The following is an 18,192-nucleotide window of genomic DNA, read 5'->3' as shown; positions in this document are numbered from 1 at the left end:
GCAATGTCGGCCTCTCTTTTTTGCTTTCCCTTGCCGGTTTCTGCCCCCTTCCCCGCTCATTGCTCCCTCCTGTTTTTCTGCCGCCCTCTGTTGTTACCATCCGTCACAACGCAATTGAGTTCTCTATCTATAATCATCATCTGGGTCGCATATGCGACCTTATTTATGAGGAGAGCGATATGGAGAGGGCGATACACCGTTTTACACTGCACTCACTCTGGTCAGGGCTCGGGATCCGCACCCGGATCCTCGCTGGCGTGGCGATACTGATGGCCATCGCCATCAGCTGCATCACCTTGATCCTCGAGCAGATATCCCACAGTCAGGCCCAGCAGCGGGTCGAGCGCTACGAGCTGCCAAGCAGCGTGGATCGCATTGCCAACCAGCTCACAGCGCAGCTTATCCAGCACCTGACCGAAGCGCAGGCGCTGGCCAGCAACCGTTTTGTCATCGACTGGCTGACCGCTGGCATGCCAGAGCAAGAGTGGCCCGCCATGGAGCGCTACTTTCAGGATCTGCAACGGCGGATCGGCGGCAACGTCTTTATCGCCCCCCGCCAGAGCAACACCCTGATCAACTTCAGCGGCGGCCCCACCGCCCAGAAATCGCTTAGCGAATCAGACCCGAAAGATGGGTGGTTTTTCGGCTTTCTCAAACGCAGCAAACCCTATGAGCTGAACCTCGACATCTCGGATTTTGACAAGCGAGCCTCCCTCTATATCAACACCGCCGTCACCCACGAGGGCAAGACTCTGGCGGTGGCAGGCACCTCCATTGACATGAGTGCCCTGAGCAAGCTCATCAGCGGCTACCGGATCGGCAAGAGCGGTCAGGTCTATCTGGCGGACATGGAGGGCAATATCGAGATCCACCCCGAGCAGGAGGTGGAGGGGGCCGCCCACCACCAGCAATCCTTCCTCGATACCGTCAAGCGGCTTATTCCCAATGCCCGGGAACAGGTGGCCGTAGAGGCGCTAACGCTGGAGGGACAAACCTACCTCATCGCGGTGCGTTACATCCCCACCCTCAACCGGCTGCTGATTGGCGAGATCAACAGCGCCGAGCTGGAAGAGGGACTGCAGGAATCCCGCCAGCTGATCATCATGGTGTCGCTCGCCATCGGCGGGATCGCCATGCTGGCCTCCGCCTGGCTGGCTCACTCCATCAGTCGCCCCATTCGTCAGGCTGCCGATGGCATGCACCACATCACCGCCGATCGGGATCTGGCGACCCGCCTCGACTTCTCTGACGAGTCGGAGCTGGGGCTGATGGCCCAAAGCTTCAACCGGCTGATCCAGAGTCTTAACCAGAGCTTCTCCCGCTTCCAGCAGTCAGGCAGCGCCCTCTCCGCCCAGTCGTCCCAATCCATGCAGCAGGCCCAGGCACTGGCAGGAGAAGCGTGCCAGCAGGCCCAGAGCATTCAGGAGCTGACCACTGTGGTCACCACCATCGGTGACAACGCCGAGCAGATCGCCAGCCGCTCTGAAGGGGTCAACGACGTGACCCAACGCATCGCCAACCATATGCTCAGCATCGAGCAGGATGTGACCCAGAGCGCCGCGCAACTCGACAGCTTGCGCAGCAGCATCGGCAGCTCCTCGGCCCTGCTCGATGAGGTGGTGAAAGACAGCAACAACATCACCCAGATCATGAACCTCATCCGCGATGTCTCGAACCAGACCAACCTGCTCGCCCTCAATGCGGCTATCGAAGCGGCTCGGGCAGGGGATATGGGACGGGGCTTTGCGGTGGTGGCCGACGAGGTACGCCAGCTGGCGGTGCGTACCCAGACCGCCACCAAGGATGTGCAGGATCTTATCTTGCGCCTGCAGGAGGGAACCCGGCAGGCCAGCAGCTCGATGGCAGACTCCCGCAACCTGAGCGAAGAGGGATACAACCGGATGAATCAGGCCAGAGAGGTGCTGGTTGATGCCACCAGCCAGATCAACCAGACCGCCCTCGAGATCAACGAGATCAGCGCGCTGGCGCAGGCGCAGAATCAACAGATGGGGCAAGCCAGAACGGCGCTTGACGAGCTGGCCATGGTGGCCGAACACCAGCGGGAACACGCGCAGGAGAGCAATGCTGCCAGCCGCGAACTGTTCGAACTGGCCAAAGCCATCGACGAGCAGATCCGCCAATACCGGATTGGCTAGACCCGGCGATTCCCCCTCTCCCTCTCAATAACCAAGACGCTACCTCAGGGTGGCGTTTTCATTTTGCAAATCATTTTGCCTGCGCTCTCGAAACGGGAATGACGAAAAACAGTACAAATCACTGATAAATAACATAAAAAATGTGGAACGGCCATTGCTTAGTGATATCAGACTCAACAGAGGGATATCGCCATGAAACCGACCACCAATCAAGCGCCCGTAGCTCACGTCGCCACTCAAAAAGAGACACTGACCCCCCGCGAAGGCACCTTCCTGATGATGGTGGCCCAACTGGTGGTGCTCACCTGTATCGTACTGGCTGCCACCGTCGGCGGCCTCTCCTGGCAGTGGACCCTGCTGCTGGCCATTCCGCCGGTGATCGGCGGCGCCCTGCTCAGCCGGGTATGGGGCAAACTGCCCCGCTAACTGCGCTTCAGCTCACACACCTTCCCGAACCGGCGGCCGACCCTCAAGTCGGCCGTCTGTTTATCTGCCGCCAGGCTAATGCTGATGGGCCGCAACGAAGGCGCGGCTTGTTTTTCGTTAAGCAAACCGCAGCGACGAACCGTTCAAACAAACCGCACAAACCAACCTGAACTACAGGGTATGGCTGCCCAGCTGCTCCTTGAGAAAATCGAGCCAAACCCGCAGCCGGATATCCCTCTGGGCATCGGAGTAGAAGACCGCATTGATGGGGCGCGAGGCGCCGCTGTTACTGCGGGCCAGCACCTCCACCAGCGCGCAGCTCTCCCGATCCGGCCCGGTCATGAAATCCGACAGACAGACGATCCCCTGCCCCGCCAGCGCCAGCTGACGCAAGGTTTCGCCGCTGCTGGCACGCAGAGTGGGGGTGATGGCAAAGCGATCCCCCTGCTCGGCACTGAGCAGCGGCCAGTGGTTGAGGTGATCGGGATGCAAAAAACCGAGCAGCTCGTGACCGCTCAACAGATCCGCCGGTTGGCGTGGGGTGCCGCGCTCGCTCAAGTAAGCAGGAGAGGCCAGCAGCCGCAACCGCGAACGGCCCAGCGGCAGCGCGCGCAGGGAGGAGTCGGTCAGCTCGCCGATGCGGATGGCCATGTCCACCCGCCGCTCCATCAGATTGATAAAGCCCTCCGAGCTGTGCAGCTGTAGCTCGATGGCAGGGTAGCGGCGGCGAAACTCGCCGATGATCGGCACCAGCCGGTGCAGAATAAAGGGGGTAGCGGCATCGACTCTCAACACCCCTTCGGGTTGTTCCCGGCGCATCAGCAGATGCCCCTCCGCCTCGCTCATCTCGGTCAGGATCTTCACCGCCCGCTGATAGAACCAGCTCCCCTCCTCGGTCAGGCTGACACGGCGGGTGGTGCGATTGAGCAACACGGTGGAGAGCTTCTCCTCCAGCCGCTTGATGCCACGGCTCACCACCGAGTTATCCATGCCGAGGTTCTCCGCCGCTTGGCGAAAACTGCCCGCCTCCACCACCGCCACAAACAGGGTCAGTTCATCAGAATGGGTCTTCATTACTGTTATCCGGACAAGAGTAATGAGTCTTTATAGGCGTAGCTGCTGTGGATTGGCAAGCGTGCGGTGAGGCCAGTTCTTTTTTTCTACAGAGAAAGAACGTGACCACGAGCCCACATCATGCTCGCGATTTGTCAGTACAATGCAGCCTAAAAAGCACCGTATGGCACCTTTAATTTCACAAGGATGAATAACATGACATTTGAAGAACGGCTGGCCGCCGCCCATCAGGAGCTGGCTAACAAGGGGGTATGGCATGCCAACTACAATCCCCCCTTGTTCTGGTTGTTGCGCCAACTGGGTTGGTCTGTCAAACCGCCTCAGTACGAGGGCTGGCTAACCAACTTTCTGGTATTTGGCATCGGCCTTGGCCTGATCTGGAGCATTCTGTTGTGGTTTTTCAGCTGGCAACCCTTAGAGATAGACCCACTATTTGCCCTACGCCAGACAGCCCTGTTTGCCGGATTAACAGGCATCATCATGGCGAGTCTCTTCAGGCTACGCTCCAGGCAGCTTAAACTGACCCCTTGGGAAAGATTGCCATCCTCGGCAACAGATATCACAAAGCAACCGGATTGATAATCCGTTGGCATTGTTATGAAGCAGGAGTTCTGGGCACATTATTGCCTTTGCCCGTCAGAAATCAGGTTGAAAAGAGCCCCTCATTGGAATGAGGGGCATGACAATCTCCTGCTACATCCCCATGGGCCACTGCAATACATATACCCAGAACAGCAAGAGGGCCGTCCATGCAAACAAGAACGCCATGCTAAACGGCAACATTAATGACATTAATGTGCCTAACTTGGCATTTTTGTCATAGTCTTGCGCCGTCGCCAATATAAGCCCCAAGTAGCCAAACAGTGGACTAATGATATTGGTTACCGAGTCACCGATTCTGAATGCAGCTTGGGTCACCTCCAAAGGTATATCTACATAGAACAGTGATGGTATAAGCACTGGCGCCATAAGGCTCCACTGGACAACAGGTGAACCCATAAAGAGATTGAGGAACGCACAGAGAATAACAACCAGTAGCAAAATGAATGCAGGATGCAATGACAGATCTGCAACCATGTTGCTCATCGACATGGCCAACACGCCTGAAAGTTGGCTTAACTTGAATATATATATCAGCTGGGATGCCACAAAAATAATCAGCAAAAATAATCCTAGCTGACTTAAACTCTTTTGGCATGCCTTGATGAGATCTTGCTCACCCCGAAAACTACCAGATAGATAACCGTAAGTTAAACCACTCAAGCCAAAAGTAATAGAAATAACTATTGGTAGACCACTAATGATTTCGCTGCGAGCGAGTTGCTGCCCTTCATTGGGTGCCAGCCAATTCCCCGGCACTGCCGCCGATAAAACAAAGAAGATGATCGCAGAAAGAAATACGCTACCAGAAGCCAGCATGGCCCTGTCATTTTTCTTATTGCAGGGAATATCATGGCTAATTAGATGACTATCAGTAGCATCATTATCAATTAGCCGATGCTGCCGTTTTTCTACTACCATGATAGAAATAAAAGACCCCACTGCGACTAATAGAAGGACACTGGCACTCATAAAAAAGTAATTCGCCAATGGGCTAACACTGTATTCAGGATCGATGAGCTGGGCTGCCGATGTAGTGATACCAGCAATCACCACATCATAGGTTGTAATGAATATAGTTGCATGCGTCCCTCCCGCGACACCGGCAAAAGCCGTTGCAAGTCCGACCAAGGGTGAGCGACCCGCAGCCTGATAGGCACGGCACGCCAGAGGTATCAAAACAATATAACCAACTGCGCCAACCACATTCGAAACTATCCCCAGAGCCATAATGCTGATGGTCAGTTGCCATTTTCCAGTTTTATTTACTAACCGTTGCACCGAGTAGCTAATCAATCCGGAAGAGTCAGCAAGCCCGATACCTATCGTCGCTATAATGACTATGCCCAAAGGAGGGAAGTTAATAAACTCTTTAACACTGCCACCAAGCCATTCTCGAATACCGGCCAATGACAGCATATTATGAACGTACTGAGTGTTCTCGCCAGGCAGGGTGTAAGAGAGTTGTGCTTTGGCAGCAATAAAAGAGACGACCATGACTATCAAAGATAGCCAAATGAACAAGAACACCGGATGGGGAAGTCGATTTCCCCATCGCTCAATACTATCAAAAACAGACCTTTTCATGGTTTTAGAATTCATAATTAATGCCGGTATAATAAGTTCTTCCCTGAATGACCTCAGTGTACGTATCCGGGCTGGACACATCTTTATTCATCAGGTTGTTAACCCCCATCTTCAGTGCCACTCCATTGGCAAGGTCGTAACTCATGCCAAGATCCAGGGTGGTATATGGATCAGACACATCATTATTGCCAAGCTCGCCACGCACTTCACTACGATAATGCAACCGAGTGAAAATATTTAATGCATAGTTAGCATACCATGTCGCCTTGAGCGAAGCTTCATGCTCTGACGTACCAACCAGTCTGTCTCCGGAATAATCATCTTTTGCATCAAGATATGTATATGAAGCATCCAGACCAATATATTCCCATTGATGCGTAGCAGACAGTTCCAAGCCTTTCAGAGTGGCCTTGTCTATATTGACGAAGGTGTAGTCACCATTTTTTTTCTTTGCTTGTTGAATAATGTCATCAACCTGATTATAGAATACTGTTGCGCTGGCTAACGTAGTACCATTGGTATAATACATCCCCAATTCACTGAATGTGCCAGTTTCTGCTTTCAGGGCCGAGTTACCATAAATATTACAGCGACCGCCACAGCCAGGAGCTGAATAATATGGGGATATTTGAGCCAGGCTGGGTGCTTTAAATGCCGTCCCCACACCAGCTTTCATACTCCAGTTCTCAGCTACCCCTTGGGTGAGATAGCCACGGTAGGTAAACTCGCTGCCAAACAATGAATCATGATCATATCGCCCACCCAGGGTCAAGGTAGTTGCGTCAGTCAATGCATGATTGAATTCAACGTAAGCTGCAGAACTCTTTCTGTCTGCGGAGCCCCCCTTAAAACTAATATTGTCTACTTTGGCATTGCGGGTTTCAGTGCCAAACGTAATGTCATATTGATTGAACGATAATATGGCTTTGGCATCACCACCATAATTATGCTCAGTACTATTTGATGTGAGGAGATCATACTGGACATCAAAGTCACTGTAATAGAGATTGGCATCAACGTTCAGTCGTGAGGATTGGTAGCCATATCCTAGCGTGTAGCTTTGCAGACGGCGTTGCTGTTCATAATACCGATTGTTGAACATCGCAGTACCCAACTGCTCTTCATTGGATAGCTGAATATCAAGCGCTAATGAATGCTGGTCATTAATAGCAAGATCGAAGGTATTTACCAAGTTGTAGTTTTCTTGCCCGCGACGCTTGGTCGCATCAGGGTAGTCAGCATAAAATGACTCGGCGATATCCAGATAGTTGCCATATACGGTATAACTCAATGCATCGTTGACAGGCATGGAGTAATACAATCCATAAACCTGGCCATTACCACCTCGATCACCCTGGTTGTATTGCCCTTCAACACTCATTGCCCCTTCAGCAGCACCATTGTGTTTGCGCGTTATCACATTCACAACGCCCCCCATGGTATCGGCACCGTAAAGGGTAGACATCGGGCCACGAATAACTTCGACTCTATCAACGGCTACTGTAGGGGTAAGGCTTAATGCACTGTCACTGCCACGCCAAAGCGCTTCTTTGGTATAAGAACGGCGACCATTCAACAACACTTGCGTGTAATCATTGCTCAGGCCACGAATGCGAATGCTACGGGAACCATTAGCCTGGGTTGATATATTGACGCCCGGAGCATCGACCAAAAGATCACCGACATCCCCCGTCATTTGATATTTACTCTGCTCCTGACCATCGATCAAGGTCATGGTTGCAGGGGCTTCAAGAAGATTTTTTTCCTTTCCGGCGGTTGCTGTTACCACCATGGTTTCATCAGCAATATTCTCGGCAATTGCAACATGTGCAGGAAGTATCAGTGCACTCAATATGTAAGGCGTTCGGACTTTTAGATTATTTATATTCATTTTAAGTGATTTATTATACGATAAATTGCGCATTATAATGGAAATTATTATCATTTTGCATTGTTTTTCATTACTGATATTCATGGGTGATTAAAAAACGGCTTTATGACCCAAATCAGCCTATTAGTCGTTACTTCCTCTATCCCGGATTACCGGTGTCCTTTTCTCAACCGTTCCTGCCGCCTGATACGCCTTATCATTGCTGCTGATTTGGCAAAAGTAATTTGATGTTGTCATCATTTTTGCCAACAAAACCCATCGGCATACTGGCGCCATTCTCCCGTCGGGAGTCCCTAACCAAGGAGTTGTTATGCCACTGGCGTTATTTGCCCTTACCTTAAGTGCCTTTGCGATCGGCACTACCGAATTTGTGATTGTGGGGCTTATCCCCACCATAGCCCAGCAGCTCAATGTCTCGCTTCCCTCGGCGGGCCTGTTGGTCAGCCTCTATGCCCTTGGCGTAGCCATCGGCGCTCCTGTGCTCACGGCGCTCACCGGCAAGGTGCCGCGCAAGTGGCTGCTGGTGGGGCTGATGGCACTCTTTACCGCCGGCAACCTGCTGGCCTGGCAGGCCCCGGGTTACGAGAGCCTGATCGTGGCCCGCATCCTCACCGGATTGGCGCACGGGGTCTTCTTCTCGGTGGGCAGCACCATCGCCACGGGTCTTGTGGCCAAAGAGAAGGCGGCGAGCGCCATCGCCATCATGTTCAGCGGCCTCACCGTGGCGCTGGTAACCGGCGTACCACTCGGTACCTGGATTGGTCAGGTCTTTGGCTGGCGTGAAACCTTTCTGGTGGTGAGCCTGCTGGGTCTGGTCGCCATGGTGGGTAGCCTGCTGCTTATCCCGGGCAACCTGCCCAAGGGAGCTGCCTCGACCATCCGCGAACAGCTCTCGGTACTGACCAAGAAGCCACTGCTGTTGGTCTACGCCAAGACCGCCCTCGGTTATGGTGGCGCCTTCACTGCGTTTACCTTCCTCGCCCCCATCCTGCAGCAGGTGAGCGGCTTTAGCGCCGGTGCGGTGAGCCTGATCCTGCTGGTCTACGGGGTATCGGTTGCCGTCGGCAATATCTGGGGTGGCAAGCTGGCCGACAAGATGGGCCCATTGCCCGCACTGAAACTGCTGTTTGCCGGTCTGGCGCTGGTGCTGCTGGCCCTCACCTTCACCGCACCCCATCCGGTGCTGGCCGTGCTCACCGTGCTGGTGTGGGGCGCCTTTGCCTTCGGCAACGTGCCGGGTCTGCAGGTACTGGTGGTGAAGCAGGCCGAGCTGCACACCCCCAAGGCGGTGGATGTGGCATCGGGCCTCAATATTGCCGCCTTCAACGTCGGCATTGCGCTCGGCTCCGTGGTCGGTGGCTTGGTGGTAGAGCACCTCGGCCTGATGCATACCCCCTGGATCGGCGCCCTTATCGTGCTGCTGGCCTACGGGCTGACCCATGTCAGCGAGCGCCGCGAAGCCCTCCGGCTCGCCGCCTGTCAGGCATAAGTTGCGCCAGCAGGCGTCACGCAAGGGCGTGGCGCCTGCTGCAATCGGCGCGGCAGGCTTCTATGCTGTGACACAGCCTCAACCCGGCAACTGTTTCAGCAACCAAGCCGGTCACCCTCGCATCATTTGCCACGGAGTCTGTTATGAAGGTGCTTATCGTCTATGCCCATCCCGAACCCAAAAGCTTCAACGGTGCCCTCTTCTGCCACGCCATCAGGGCGCTGGAACAGGCGGGCCACACAGTGATGACCAGCGATCTCTATGCCATGGGCTTTGATCCCGTCTCGGATCGGCGCAACTTCACTGCCGCCAGCGATCCCGATTTTCTCAAGCTGCAACTCGAAGAGCTGGCTGCCACCGAGCAGGGCAGCTTTGCCCCGCCGCTGGAGCAGGAGATGCAAAAGCTGGAGGCGGCCGACCTGCTGATCTTCCAGTTCCCGCTCTGGTGGTTTGGCCTGCCCGCCATCCTCAAGGGATGGGTGGATAGGGTCTTTGCCATGGGGCGGGTCTACGGTCAGGGCCATATCTACGAGAGCGGCAAGTTTCGCGGCAAGCGGGCGTTGCTGAGCCTCACCACCGGCGGCCCTGCCGAGACCTATCTGCCCGACGGCTTCAACGGCGATATCGACGGGGTGCTGCGCCCCATCCAGCGCGGGATCCTGCAATTTGTCGGCTTCGACGTGCTGCGCCCCCATATCTGTTATGCCCCGGTGCGGGTCTCGCAAGAAGAGCGGGAAGCCTGGCTCGCCCAGTGGGCCGAGCGCCTTGGCCAGATTGAGCAGGAGTCCCCCATCGCGGTCGGCCGCTACCAGTAACGGCTGACGCAGCTGACACTCTCCCCCCAAAAGCACAAAAACAGCGAGCGGCACCCGGCCGCTCGCTGTTTTTCACGCTCTGTCGTTATGGTTTTTGTTATCCGTTGGCGGGTCTTATGCCGCCTGTTGCACGCCTGCTTTGCCGGTCACGGCACGTTTGAGCCAGTAGTCGAGGCTGACGTAACGGCCCCCGCCGTAAACCAGCAGCACCAGCAGCATCACGAAATAGGTGGCGGCAAACTCCATCCCGTTGTTGAGCATCACGGGATCCCCGAGCTCCGTGATGTAGTTGTAGCGACCGGGGAAATTGGCGGCCAGCCACTCGATAAAGCCGTTGAGGCGCACAGTGGCCTCCATGCTGCCGGTGGCGATGGCGTCCCAGCCGTGCTTCCAGTGCACCATGGCGCTCGCCACGCTCATCAGGAAGATGGTGGGAATGGCCATGATGCGGGTAAAGAGGCCAAGGGCGATGCAGATGCAGCCCAGCACCTCGGTGCCCGCCGCCAGAAAGGCGAGCAGGGTCGGGAACGGCAGGTTGAGCCCCCCTTCCGAGACCGGGGCACCAAACCAGGCGACCGTGCCGGCAAAGCCCATCACCTTGGAGTGGGCCCCCACATAGATGACCGGAATGAGATAGAGGCGAATGGCCAGCAGGGCCAGAAAATCGAGCCGCTTGCACTGGGCCACCGCCCGCTCGTACCACTGGATAAGGGTGTTGTTCATGGGAATTCTCCTTGGTGTTTGCTAAATGGGGGCAAGGGGGTGCTGGGCTGGCGCTCGCCAACGGGCAGGGTAAGCAGACCCAGCCGGTAAAAATGGCGAGCCCACTCGCTCAGATCAAAATCACTGCGAACCTGTTGCACCTGTTGCTGGAACGCGGCTTGGGTGATCCCCGGTTGCTGTTGCAGCAACTGGATCAGCGCCACATCCCATTCGCGCAACCGCTGGGTCACCACCTGATGCCCCGGGCTGCGAAACAGGCCATAGAAGTGGTTGCCCTGCCGGGTCGGCACCACGCCGCTGCGACGAATGGCAAAGGGGAGCTCAAGCAGTTGCAGGGTGGGATTGAGCAAAAGCGGACTCTCCGCCGTCACCTCCTCCACCGGTAGCACTTGCGGTACCCCCCCTTGGTCAATCTCGACACAGAGGCAGGCCCACTCGTACTCCAGCAGCGCCAGCCGCTGCCTTGGCCAGTTGAGGGAACCCTCGCCGTGGCGATGCTGTACATAGCGGACAAACTCGGTGGCGATATGGTGAAACTCGGGGGCTTCGGCGCCGTGTGCGATGACAAAGCCCTCCACCAGCTGCCCTCTGTCCACCGGCGCCCAGTGAGCGTGGGTGAGCGGAAAAGCGCTCTCCAGCACCGACGCCACATTGGCGCGCACGCTGCGGGCATAGTGGCAGGCAATGCCATCCTGCGGCAGCCGCACCCGGCTCGCCAGCCAGGCGGTCTGCTGCTGCATCCGCTGCGGCGCCGTTTTGGGCGCAGTGATCAGAGATAACCGTCTATCCATAGCGCACCTCCCGCACCTGACTGTCAATCGCCTCGCAACAGGAGCCATGCACCCTCGCCAGCTCGGCCTCCAGCTCTGCCAGCGGTGGCAGATGGTGATCCCGCTCCAGCAGCAGGGGGCGCAGGCCGTGGGTCTGCACCGTATAACGGGCCAGCGCCACCACCTCCTCGCACACCGGTTTGCCATGGGTATCCAATAAAGTGCCGTCTGCCTCTTCCAGATGACCGGCGATATGGAAGTAACGGATCGCATTGCTCGGCAGCCCGGCGATCATCCGCTTGGGGCAGTAACCGTGGTTGCGGCTGTTCACAAAGACGTTGTTGATATCGAGCAGCAGCTCGCAGCCGCTGCGCGCCACCAGCTCGGCGAGAAAATCCTCCTCCGGCATCTCATGGTCATAGCCGTGGTAGTAGGAGATATTTTCCAGCACCAGCGGGCGGGCCAGCGCCTCCTGCACCTGCGCGATCCGCTCTGCCAGATAGGGGATGTTCTCCCACTGACGCGGCACCGGTAGCAGTTCGTAAAGATACCCCTGCTGGTCGCGGGAAAAGCTCAGGTGCTCGCTGTAGATCTCGATGCCGAACTCATCCAGAAAGGTGCGGATCTGGCTGAGCAGGGTGCGATTGAGGGGCTGGCAATCGCCGAGGGAGAGGCTGAGGCCGTGGGCAACCAGCGGGTAACGCTCGGCCAGCTGATGCAGCTGCGCCCGCTTGGCTCCGCCGATGGCCATCCAGTTCTCCGGCGCCAGCTCGAGAAAGTCGATGCCGGGGCGGACGGGGCAGGAGCAGAGCGCATCCAGATGCTCCTGGCGCAGCCCGATCCCCCGACTGCGGGAGCTTATTGGCCGCATACCCCCTCCGTCATCTTGCTGCCCTGGCTGGATTTGTCGCCATCAATCCCCTCGCCCGCCACGCCACACTTGCCATCGCGGGCGCGCACCAGCCGCCCCTGCGGATCACTGTCGAGGGCTTGCTTTTCAAAGCGCTTCTCGGTGCCGCACTTGCCTGCCGCGCACTTGCCGCCGTGCTGTTCGCTGGGGGCGGCCTTGACCGGCGCATCGCTCGGGGTGGCCGCCAGCGCCAGCCCCGGGGTCAGGACAATCAGGCTGGTCATGGCGATGGAGAGGGTCAGTTTGTTGGTTTTGTTGCTGCTTGAGTTACTCATGGGCGGACTCCTTGACTGATGAAACGGGGTAACTGGAGAGATCGCGGGCGGCCACGATCTGGCCGTGGAACTGCTGTTTGACGATGGCCATCGCCTCTTTCTTGTGATTGAGGCCAACCCCCATCCAGTGGTTGAGCACCAGCAGCTTGGGGTTCACCTCGGCGGCAATCTTGGCCACCACAGATGGCTTGGCGTGAAGTGAGGCGGAGACCGGGTCGGCCCCTTCGTGGATAGCGAGCGGCATCACCAGAATGTCGGCCCCCTTGGCAAACGGCACAAAGGCCGGGTTGCTGCCGTTCTGATCCGCCGAGATAACGATGGTCCCCTCGGCGCTCTCGATGCGATAGGCCAGACAGGGCACGTCACCGTGAGGGATGCCGAGCGCGGTGATGGTCAGCCCATCCTGCTGATAGACGGTGTGGGGCTGTGGGCTCTGGTAGGGCACATCATGGAGGGTGATGGGGAAGAGGCCATCGGTGCCATCCTTGAAGCCGCTCAGGTAGGCATAAGCGCCCTTCTCCTTGTTGAAGAGGGCATCAAAGTAGCCGCTCATGCTGGGGAAGGCCGAGCCGGCTTGCGGCCCCGCCAGATCCAGCGGATCGCTGCGCTCGAAGAAATAGGCCCCCTTGAGCAGGGCGGGCAGGTCGGTCACATGGTCGGTGTGAAAGTGGGTGATGCCGATAAAATCGACCTCTTCGAGCTTGGCCCCCGCCTGGCCGAAGCGCAGGTAGACGCCGCCACCGGCATCGATCAGGATGCGCGATTTCCCCTTCCACCAGATCACCTCGCTGGAGGAGGCGCGCAGGTCGTCGGAGATGGGGCCACCACTGCCGAGCACCTGCAGGGTGAAAGTTTTATCCAGTGGCGTCAGTTGTACCGGTTCGGCACAGGCCGGGGCGACGGTGAGCGCGCACCCGATGGCCAGCACCACCGCTTTCAATCTCTGTTTCATCACAATTACCTGTCGGTTGGTTGTCGGTTGAAAGTGTGTCGTTTGTGTCGTTTAAAGAGGGGGATAGAGGGGCCGATGGCGACGTGTGAACGTCAACCACCGGCCGTGGCGAGGCGCGAGCCCCCGCCGTCAGTTGCCGTCCCGTTCGTCCGCCTGCCAGCGCGCTTCCAGCCAGAGCAGGTTGCACAGGCCCAGCAGCAGGGCGAATCCGAGGCCCAAAATCCAGGTGAAGTACCACATAGCAGATCCCTTGAGGTCAGTAGAGTTGATGGCTGTCGCGCTTGATGCGGGCACGGTCGAGCTTGCCGCGCACCACCCGATAGACCCAGCCGGTGTAGCCCAGGTTGACCGGCATCAGCACCAGCACGAGGCCGAACATGATGGCCAGGGTCTTGTAGCTGGAGGTGCTGTCCCACAGGGTCAGGCTGCTGACCGCATCGAGGGATGAGGGCAGCACGAAGGGGAACAGGGCGATGGCCACCGAGCAGAGCATGGCGGCGCAGGCGATGGCGCTGGCCAGCAGCGCAATCCGGCCCCGCTCCAGCCAGGAGGCAATCCCGCTCACCAGCGGCGCCAGCGCCCCGATGATCGGCACCAGCCACAGCAGCGGATAGTCAAAATAGTTGCGCAGCCAGCCTCCGGCGTGGGGGATCACCCCCTTCATCAGCGGGCTGATAGCAGCATTCGGGTCAAAGGGGTGTGTGCCGACACCGGTCAGCTGAAACCCTTGCAGATCCACCAGATGCCAGCCGGCCAGCAGATAGCAGAGGCTCACCAGCGGGGCCAGCAGGATGGCGATCCCCCGTGCGCGCAGCGCTGGGGTGCCGGTCACCTTGGCTTGCAGAAAACCGGCGCCGTGCAGCAGCAACAGGCTGATGGCAGTGGCCAGCACCGAGAGCAGCCAGCCCCAGTGGAAGTCGAACGCGCCGTAGTGCAGGCGCAGCGCCGTGTCGAAGCGAAACGGCAGCCCCTCCATCACCAGACCGATAGCCGCACCGAGGATGAGCGCCGGTATCAGGCCACCGGCCACCAGCGCCCGATCCCACCAGCGGCGCCACACCGGATCGGCCAGCTTGCTGCGATAGTCAAAGCCGACCGGACGCAGAAAGAGCCCGAGCAGCAGCACCACCATGGGGATATAAAGCCCCGAGAAGGCGGCGGCATAGACCAGCGGCCAGGCGGCGAACAGGGCACCGGCACCGGCAATCAGCCACACCTGATTACCCTCCCACACCGGCCCCACGCTGTTGATCACCAGACGGCGGTCGTCGTCATCTTTCGACACCACCGGCAGCAGCATGGCGATGCCGAGATCGAAGCCATCCATCACGATAAAACCGACCATCATGAAGAGCACCAGCGCCCACCAGATGAGTTTCAGGGTTGCGTAATCCATCAGGCGATCCTCGCAAGTTCGGGTTGTTCACCGCTGTAGCGGCCGGTATGGAGAATGGCGGGCCCCTTGCGGATCACATGGCGCAACAGGAACAGCTCCACCACCAGCAACAGGGTGTAGATGGAACAGATGGCGATCAGGCTGAACCAGAGTTGGCCCGGCTGAAGCAAAGAGACCGAGGCCGAGACCGGCAGCACGTCGCTGATGGTCCAGGGTTGACGGCCAAGCTCGGCCACCAGCCAGCCCGCCTCGATGGCAATCCAGGGCAGCGGAATGCTCCAGAGCAGGGTCTTGAGCAGGCGCGGTGAGTCTTGCAGCCGGTTGCGGCAGAGCTGGACAAAGCTCACTACCATCAGCCCCAGCATGGTGACGCCAAGCCCCACCATCACCCGAAAGCCCCAGAACAGCGGTGCCACCGGCGGGATGGAGTCATCGACCGCCTTGGCAATCTCTGCCTCACCGGCCTTGGCGATATTGCTGGCATAGGGGGTCAGGAGCATGCCGTAGCCGAGATCCTTGCCGTGCTGCTCGAAGCGAGCGCGGTTGGCCGGGCTGTCATCGCCCCGACGGATCTGGTCGAGGGCCTCTGCCGCCACCATGCCGCTGCGAATGCGTGCCTCGTTCTGCACCTTGATATCCTTGAGGCCGGTCACCGCCTCGTCGATGGAGCGGGTGGCGATGATCCCCATCAGATACGGGATCTTGATGGCGGCATGGGTGGTCTGCGCCTGCTGATCCGGGAAGCCGAACAGGGTAAAGGAAGCTGGTGCCGGCTCGGTCTCCCACTCCGCCTCGATGGCGGCGAGCTTCACCTTCTGCACCTCGCCGGTGCGATAGCCCGACTCATCCCCGAGCACGATGACCGAGAGGATGGCCGCCAGTCCGAAGCCGGAGGCGATGGCAAAAGAGCGCAGGGCAAACTGCACCTCGGTCTTGCGCAGCAGATACCAGCTGCTCACCCCCATCACAAACATGGAGGCCGCCACATAGCCCGCCGCGACGGTGTGAACGAACTTCACCTGCGCCACCGGGTTGAACAGCACGGCGGCGATATCCACCAGCTCCATGCGCTGGGTCAGCAGGTTGAACTCGGCCCCCACCGGGTTTTGCATCCAGCCGTTGCCGATCAGGATCCAGAGCGCCGAGAGATTGGAGCCGAGCGCCACCAGCATGGTCACCAGCAGGTGCTTGCCGCGGGAGAGCTTGTCCCAACCGAAGAAGAAGAGCCCCACCAGGGTCGATTCGAGGAAGAAGGCCATCAGCCCCTCGATGGCCAGCGGAGTACCGAAGATGTCCCCCACATAGTGGGAGTAGTAAGCCCAGTTGGTGCCGAACTGAAACTCCATGGTGATCCCCGTGGTGACCCCCATGACGAAGTTGATGCCAAACAGTTTGCCCCAGAAGCGGGTGATGTCCTGATAGATCACCTTGCCGGTCATCACATAAGCCGACTCGGCGATCACCAGGATCCAGGACAGCCCCAGCGTGAGGGGCACAAACAGGAAGTGGAACAGGGCCGTGGCGCCAAATTGCAGGCGAGACAGGCTGACCACGTCATCCGGATTGATCATGCGTCACTCTCTTTTGTTGTATTTGCCTTGCACGTTTCGTGCGTGACAAGTACATCACGGAGCATGACACCTATAACAGATGCAGTTATATTGAATTACACCTATAACAGTTGATCCAGATCATGTCTCTTTACCAGCAGTTGGCCGACCGCCTGCAAAGCCAGATCGACGATGGTATCTGGCAACCGGGGGAGCGCATCCCCTCCATTCGCCAGAGCTGCAAGACCCACGGGCTCAGCCCCATGACGGTGCTGCAGGCCTATCAACTGCTGGAGAGTCAGGGGCGGATCCTCGCCCGCCCCCAGTCCGGTTACTACGTCAAAGCCGCCTCACCACAGGTCGTGCAGCACACGCCGAGCCAGACCCACTACAGCGGCTCGGTGGATATCAACGATCTGGTGTTCGAGGTGTTGCAGGCGAGCAAATCGCGGGATCTGGTGCCCCTTGGCATGTCAGTGGCAGACCCGACCCTGTTCCCCCATCCCCAGCTCGGGCGGGCCCTGGCCAGCTGCATGCGCAAGCTCGATCCCTTCAGCACGGTGGCCGACCTGCCCCCCGGCAACGAAGCGCTGCGCCGCGCCATCGCCCAGCGCTACGCCAGCGACGGAGTGGCGGTCAATCCGCAGGAGATCATCATCACCACCGGCGCCATGGAGGCGCTCTCCCTCAGCCTGCAGGTGCTGACCGAGCCCGGTGACTGGGTGGTGGTGGAGTCCCCCACCTTCTATGGCGCCCTGCAGGCCATCGAGCGGCTGAAACTCAAGGCGGTGGAGATCCCGGTGATCCCGGGGGTGGGCATCGATCTGGCGCTATTGGAAGATGCCCTCAGCCAGATGCCGATCAAGGCGTGCTGGCTGATGGGCAATGTACAGCACCCGCTGGGCCACACCATGCCGGATGGTCACAAAGCGCAACTGATGGAACTGCTCAACAGCCACGGGGTGCCGCTGGTGGAGGATGACGTCTATGCGGAGGTCTACTTCGGCCGCGAGCGCCCCAAGCCGATCCGCCACTGGGATCAGCGTGGCGACAGCCTGCTCTGCAGCTCCTTTTCCAAGTGTCTGGCACCGGGCTTTCGGGTCGGCTGGGTAGTGGCGGGGCCCCATGCCGAGCGGGTGCAGCGGCTGCAACTGATGTCCACCCTCTCCACCAATGTACCGAGCCAGCTGGCGCTGGCCGAGATGCTGCGCCAGGGCGGGGTCGATGCCCACTTTCGCCGCCTGCGCCACACCCTGGCCCAGCGCCAGCAGCAGATGCGGGCGGCCCTGCAACGACTGTTGCCGGACGAGGTGCGGATCTCCTCCCCCGATGGCGGCTACTTCCTCTGGCTGGCGCTGCCTGCCCATTTCGACAGCCGCGCCCTGCACGCCAAGGCTCTGGGCAGCGGTTTTTCAGTGGCCCCCGGCGCGCTCTTCTCCAGTCAGGGGCAACACAACCACTGCCTGCGCCTCAACAGCTCCCATCCCTGGAGCGAGCAGCTGGAGCAGGCCCTCACCCGGCTGGCGGAGCTGATTGCCGCGCAGCTCGGTGAAAAATAACGTGGCAAAGAGCCGTTGG

General features: G+C 58.6%; 17 protein-coding genes. 6 read left to right on the top strand and 11 right to left on the bottom strand.

The features are described 5' to 3' along the window. Positions 1–179: 179 nt before the first annotated feature. Both I6L35_RS13765 and I6L35_RS13760 read left to right on the top strand, forming a co-directional pair. The gene (locus tag I6L35_RS13765; RefSeq protein WP_069555018.1) at positions 180–2,156 is read left to right on the top strand and encodes a methyl-accepting chemotaxis protein; all 1,977 of its coding nucleotides are present in this window, start codon (positions 180–182) and stop codon (positions 2,154–2,156) included. 192 nt (positions 2,157–2,348) lie between these two features. Beyond that, on the top strand, positions 2,349–2,582 hold the full coding sequence (locus tag I6L35_RS13760) for a hypothetical protein (protein ID WP_019446771.1): 234 nt from the start codon (positions 2,349–2,351) through the stop codon (positions 2,580–2,582). Positions 2,583–2,753: 171 nt separating this feature from the next. Here I6L35_RS13760 and I6L35_RS13755 read toward each other — a convergent pair whose 3' ends face one another. After that, on the bottom strand, positions 2,754–3,656 hold the full coding sequence (locus tag I6L35_RS13755; RefSeq protein ID WP_216978467.1) for a LysR substrate-binding domain-containing protein: 903 nt from the start codon (positions 3,654–3,656) through the stop codon (positions 2,754–2,756). Positions 3,657–3,851: 195 nt separating this feature from the next. Between I6L35_RS13755 and I6L35_RS13750 the strand changes: the two genes are divergently transcribed. Beyond that, positions 3,852–4,235: a DUF6404 family protein gene (locus I6L35_RS13750; protein WP_216978466.1), complete on the top strand. Its 384-nt coding sequence runs from the start codon at positions 3,852–3,854 to the stop codon at positions 4,233–4,235. A 114-nt stretch (positions 4,236–4,349) separates the two neighbouring features. Here I6L35_RS13750 and I6L35_RS13745 read toward each other — a convergent pair whose 3' ends face one another. Both I6L35_RS13745 and I6L35_RS13740 read right to left on the bottom strand, forming a co-directional pair. Beyond that, positions 4,350–5,858: an AbgT family transporter gene (locus I6L35_RS13745; protein ID WP_254204451.1), complete on the bottom strand. Its 1,509-nt coding sequence runs from the start codon at positions 5,856–5,858 to the stop codon at positions 4,350–4,352. Then, positions 5,848–7,818: a TonB-dependent receptor gene (locus tag I6L35_RS13740; RefSeq protein ID WP_254204449.1), complete on the bottom strand. Its 1,971-nt coding sequence runs from the start codon at positions 7,816–7,818 to the stop codon at positions 5,848–5,850. Before I6L35_RS13740 ends, I6L35_RS13745 begins: the two co-directional genes overlap by 11 nt. 226 nt (positions 7,819–8,044) lie before the next feature. Here I6L35_RS13740 and I6L35_RS13735 point away from each other — a divergent pair, with 226 nt between their 5' ends. Together I6L35_RS13735 and I6L35_RS13730 are read left to right on the top strand one after the other, a co-directional pair. Beyond that, complete coding sequence (locus I6L35_RS13735) at positions 8,045–9,223, top strand: MFS transporter (RefSeq protein WP_216978465.1); 1,179 nt, start codon at positions 8,045–8,047, stop codon at positions 9,221–9,223. Positions 9,224–9,366: 143 nt separating this feature from the next. Continuing rightward, on the top strand, positions 9,367–10,038 hold the full coding sequence (locus tag I6L35_RS13730; RefSeq protein WP_216978464.1) for an NAD(P)H-dependent oxidoreductase: 672 nt from the start codon (positions 9,367–9,369) through the stop codon (positions 10,036–10,038). 114 nt (positions 10,039–10,152) lie between these two features. Here I6L35_RS13730 and I6L35_RS13725 read toward each other — a convergent pair whose 3' ends face one another. The 8 genes from I6L35_RS13725 to I6L35_RS13690 all read right to left on the bottom strand — a co-directional run bounded on the left by I6L35_RS13725 (position 10,153) and on the right by I6L35_RS13690 (position 16,635). Continuing rightward, a complete protein-coding gene (locus I6L35_RS13725; RefSeq protein ID WP_005337566.1) occupies positions 10,153–10,761 on the bottom strand; it encodes a DoxX family protein in 609 nt (202 codons plus the stop codon). Further along, positions 10,758–11,552 (bottom strand): putative DNA-binding domain-containing protein, encoded by a 795-nt coding sequence (locus tag I6L35_RS13720; protein ID WP_216978463.1) that lies wholly within the window; start codon positions 11,550–11,552, stop codon positions 10,758–10,760. The genes I6L35_RS13725 and I6L35_RS13720 overlap by 4 nt, the downstream gene beginning before the upstream one ends. After that, entirely contained in the window at positions 11,545–12,402 is an 858-nt protein-coding gene (locus I6L35_RS13715) for a DUF692 domain-containing protein (protein WP_216978462.1), read from the bottom strand. The genes I6L35_RS13720 and I6L35_RS13715 overlap by 8 nt, the downstream gene beginning before the upstream one ends. Then, positions 12,390–12,716: a hypothetical protein gene (locus I6L35_RS13710; protein ID WP_216978461.1), complete on the bottom strand. Its 327-nt coding sequence runs from the start codon at positions 12,714–12,716 to the stop codon at positions 12,390–12,392. Before I6L35_RS13710 ends, I6L35_RS13715 begins: the two co-directional genes overlap by 13 nt. Further along, positions 12,709–13,668 (bottom strand): MBL fold metallo-hydrolase, encoded by a 960-nt coding sequence (locus I6L35_RS13705; RefSeq protein WP_216978460.1) that lies wholly within the window; start codon positions 13,666–13,668, stop codon positions 12,709–12,711. Before I6L35_RS13705 ends, I6L35_RS13710 begins: the two co-directional genes overlap by 8 nt. A 129-nt stretch (positions 13,669–13,797) precedes the next feature. Then, a complete protein-coding gene (cydX, locus tag I6L35_RS13700) occupies positions 13,798–13,908 on the bottom strand; it encodes a cytochrome bd-I oxidase subunit CydX (protein ID WP_005337572.1) in 111 nt (36 codons plus the stop codon). Between the two features lie 16 nt (positions 13,909–13,924). After that, positions 13,925–15,064, bottom strand: a complete 1,140-nt coding sequence (gene cydB / locus I6L35_RS13695) for a cytochrome d ubiquinol oxidase subunit II (protein WP_216978459.1) — start codon at positions 15,062–15,064, stop codon at positions 13,925–13,927. Continuing rightward, complete coding sequence (locus tag I6L35_RS13690) at positions 15,064–16,635, bottom strand: cytochrome ubiquinol oxidase subunit I (protein WP_216978458.1); 1,572 nt, start codon at positions 16,633–16,635, stop codon at positions 15,064–15,066. The genes cydB and I6L35_RS13690 overlap by 1 nt, the downstream gene beginning before the upstream one ends. 122 nt (positions 16,636–16,757) lie before the next feature. On the opposite strand from I6L35_RS13690, the gene I6L35_RS13685 reads away from it, so the two are divergent. Continuing rightward, positions 16,758–18,173 carry a PLP-dependent aminotransferase family protein gene (locus tag I6L35_RS13685; protein ID WP_216953288.1) on the top strand — a complete coding sequence of 472 codons (1,416 nt, stop codon included), beginning with the start codon at positions 16,758–16,760 and terminating at the stop codon, positions 18,171–18,173. The last annotated feature ends 19 nt before the right edge of the window (positions 18,174–18,192 follow it).

Source organism: Aeromonas sp. FDAARGOS 1405, assembly GCF_019048265.1.
Taxonomy (GTDB): Bacteria; Pseudomonadota; Gammaproteobacteria; order Enterobacterales; family Aeromonadaceae; genus Aeromonas; species Aeromonas veronii_A.
This window is presented reverse-complemented; position numbering and strand designations above follow the sequence as displayed.

Excerpts from the sequence above, each read along its gene's own strand:
- I6L35_RS13765 (WP_069555018.1), top strand. The coding sequence starts at position 180 with ATGGAGAGGGCGATACACCGTTTTACACTGCACTCACTCTGGTCAGGG.
- I6L35_RS13760 (WP_019446771.1), top strand. The coding sequence starts at position 2,349 with ATGAAACCGACCACCAATCAAGCGCCCGTAGCTCACGTCGCCACTCAA.
- I6L35_RS13755 (WP_216978467.1), bottom strand. The coding sequence starts at position 3,656 with ATGAAGACCCATTCTGATGAACTGACCCTGTTTGTGGCGGTGGTGGAG.
- I6L35_RS13750 (WP_216978466.1), top strand. The coding sequence starts at position 3,852 with ATGACATTTGAAGAACGGCTGGCCGCCGCCCATCAGGAGCTGGCTAAC.
- I6L35_RS13745 (WP_254204451.1), bottom strand. The coding sequence starts at position 5,858 with ATGAATTCTAAAACCATGAAAAGGTCTGTTTTTGATAGTATTGAGCGA.
- I6L35_RS13740 (WP_254204449.1), bottom strand. The coding sequence starts at position 7,818 with ATGAATATCAGTAATGAAAAACAATGCAAAATGATAATAATTTCCATT.
- I6L35_RS13735 (WP_216978465.1), top strand. The coding sequence starts at position 8,045 with ATGCCACTGGCGTTATTTGCCCTTACCTTAAGTGCCTTTGCGATCGGC.
- I6L35_RS13730 (WP_216978464.1), top strand. The coding sequence starts at position 9,367 with ATGAAGGTGCTTATCGTCTATGCCCATCCCGAACCCAAAAGCTTCAAC.
- I6L35_RS13725 (WP_005337566.1), bottom strand. The coding sequence starts at position 10,761 with ATGAACAACACCCTTATCCAGTGGTACGAGCGGGCGGTGGCCCAGTGC.
- I6L35_RS13720 (WP_216978463.1), bottom strand. The coding sequence starts at position 11,552 with ATGGATAGACGGTTATCTCTGATCACTGCGCCCAAAACGGCGCCGCAG.
- I6L35_RS13715 (WP_216978462.1), bottom strand. The coding sequence starts at position 12,402 with ATGCGGCCAATAAGCTCCCGCAGTCGGGGGATCGGGCTGCGCCAGGAG.
- I6L35_RS13710 (WP_216978461.1), bottom strand. The coding sequence starts at position 12,716 with ATGAGTAACTCAAGCAGCAACAAAACCAACAAACTGACCCTCTCCATC.
- I6L35_RS13705 (WP_216978460.1), bottom strand. The coding sequence starts at position 13,668 with ATGAAACAGAGATTGAAAGCGGTGGTGCTGGCCATCGGGTGCGCGCTC.
- cydX (WP_005337572.1), bottom strand. The coding sequence starts at position 13,908 with ATGTGGTACTTCACCTGGATTTTGGGCCTCGGATTCGCCCTGCTGCTG.
- cydB (WP_216978459.1), bottom strand. The coding sequence starts at position 15,064 with ATGGATTACGCAACCCTGAAACTCATCTGGTGGGCGCTGGTGCTCTTC.
- I6L35_RS13690 (WP_216978458.1), bottom strand. The coding sequence starts at position 16,635 with ATGATCAATCCGGATGACGTGGTCAGCCTGTCTCGCCTGCAATTTGGC.
- I6L35_RS13685 (WP_216953288.1), top strand. The coding sequence starts at position 16,758 with ATGTCTCTTTACCAGCAGTTGGCCGACCGCCTGCAAAGCCAGATCGAC.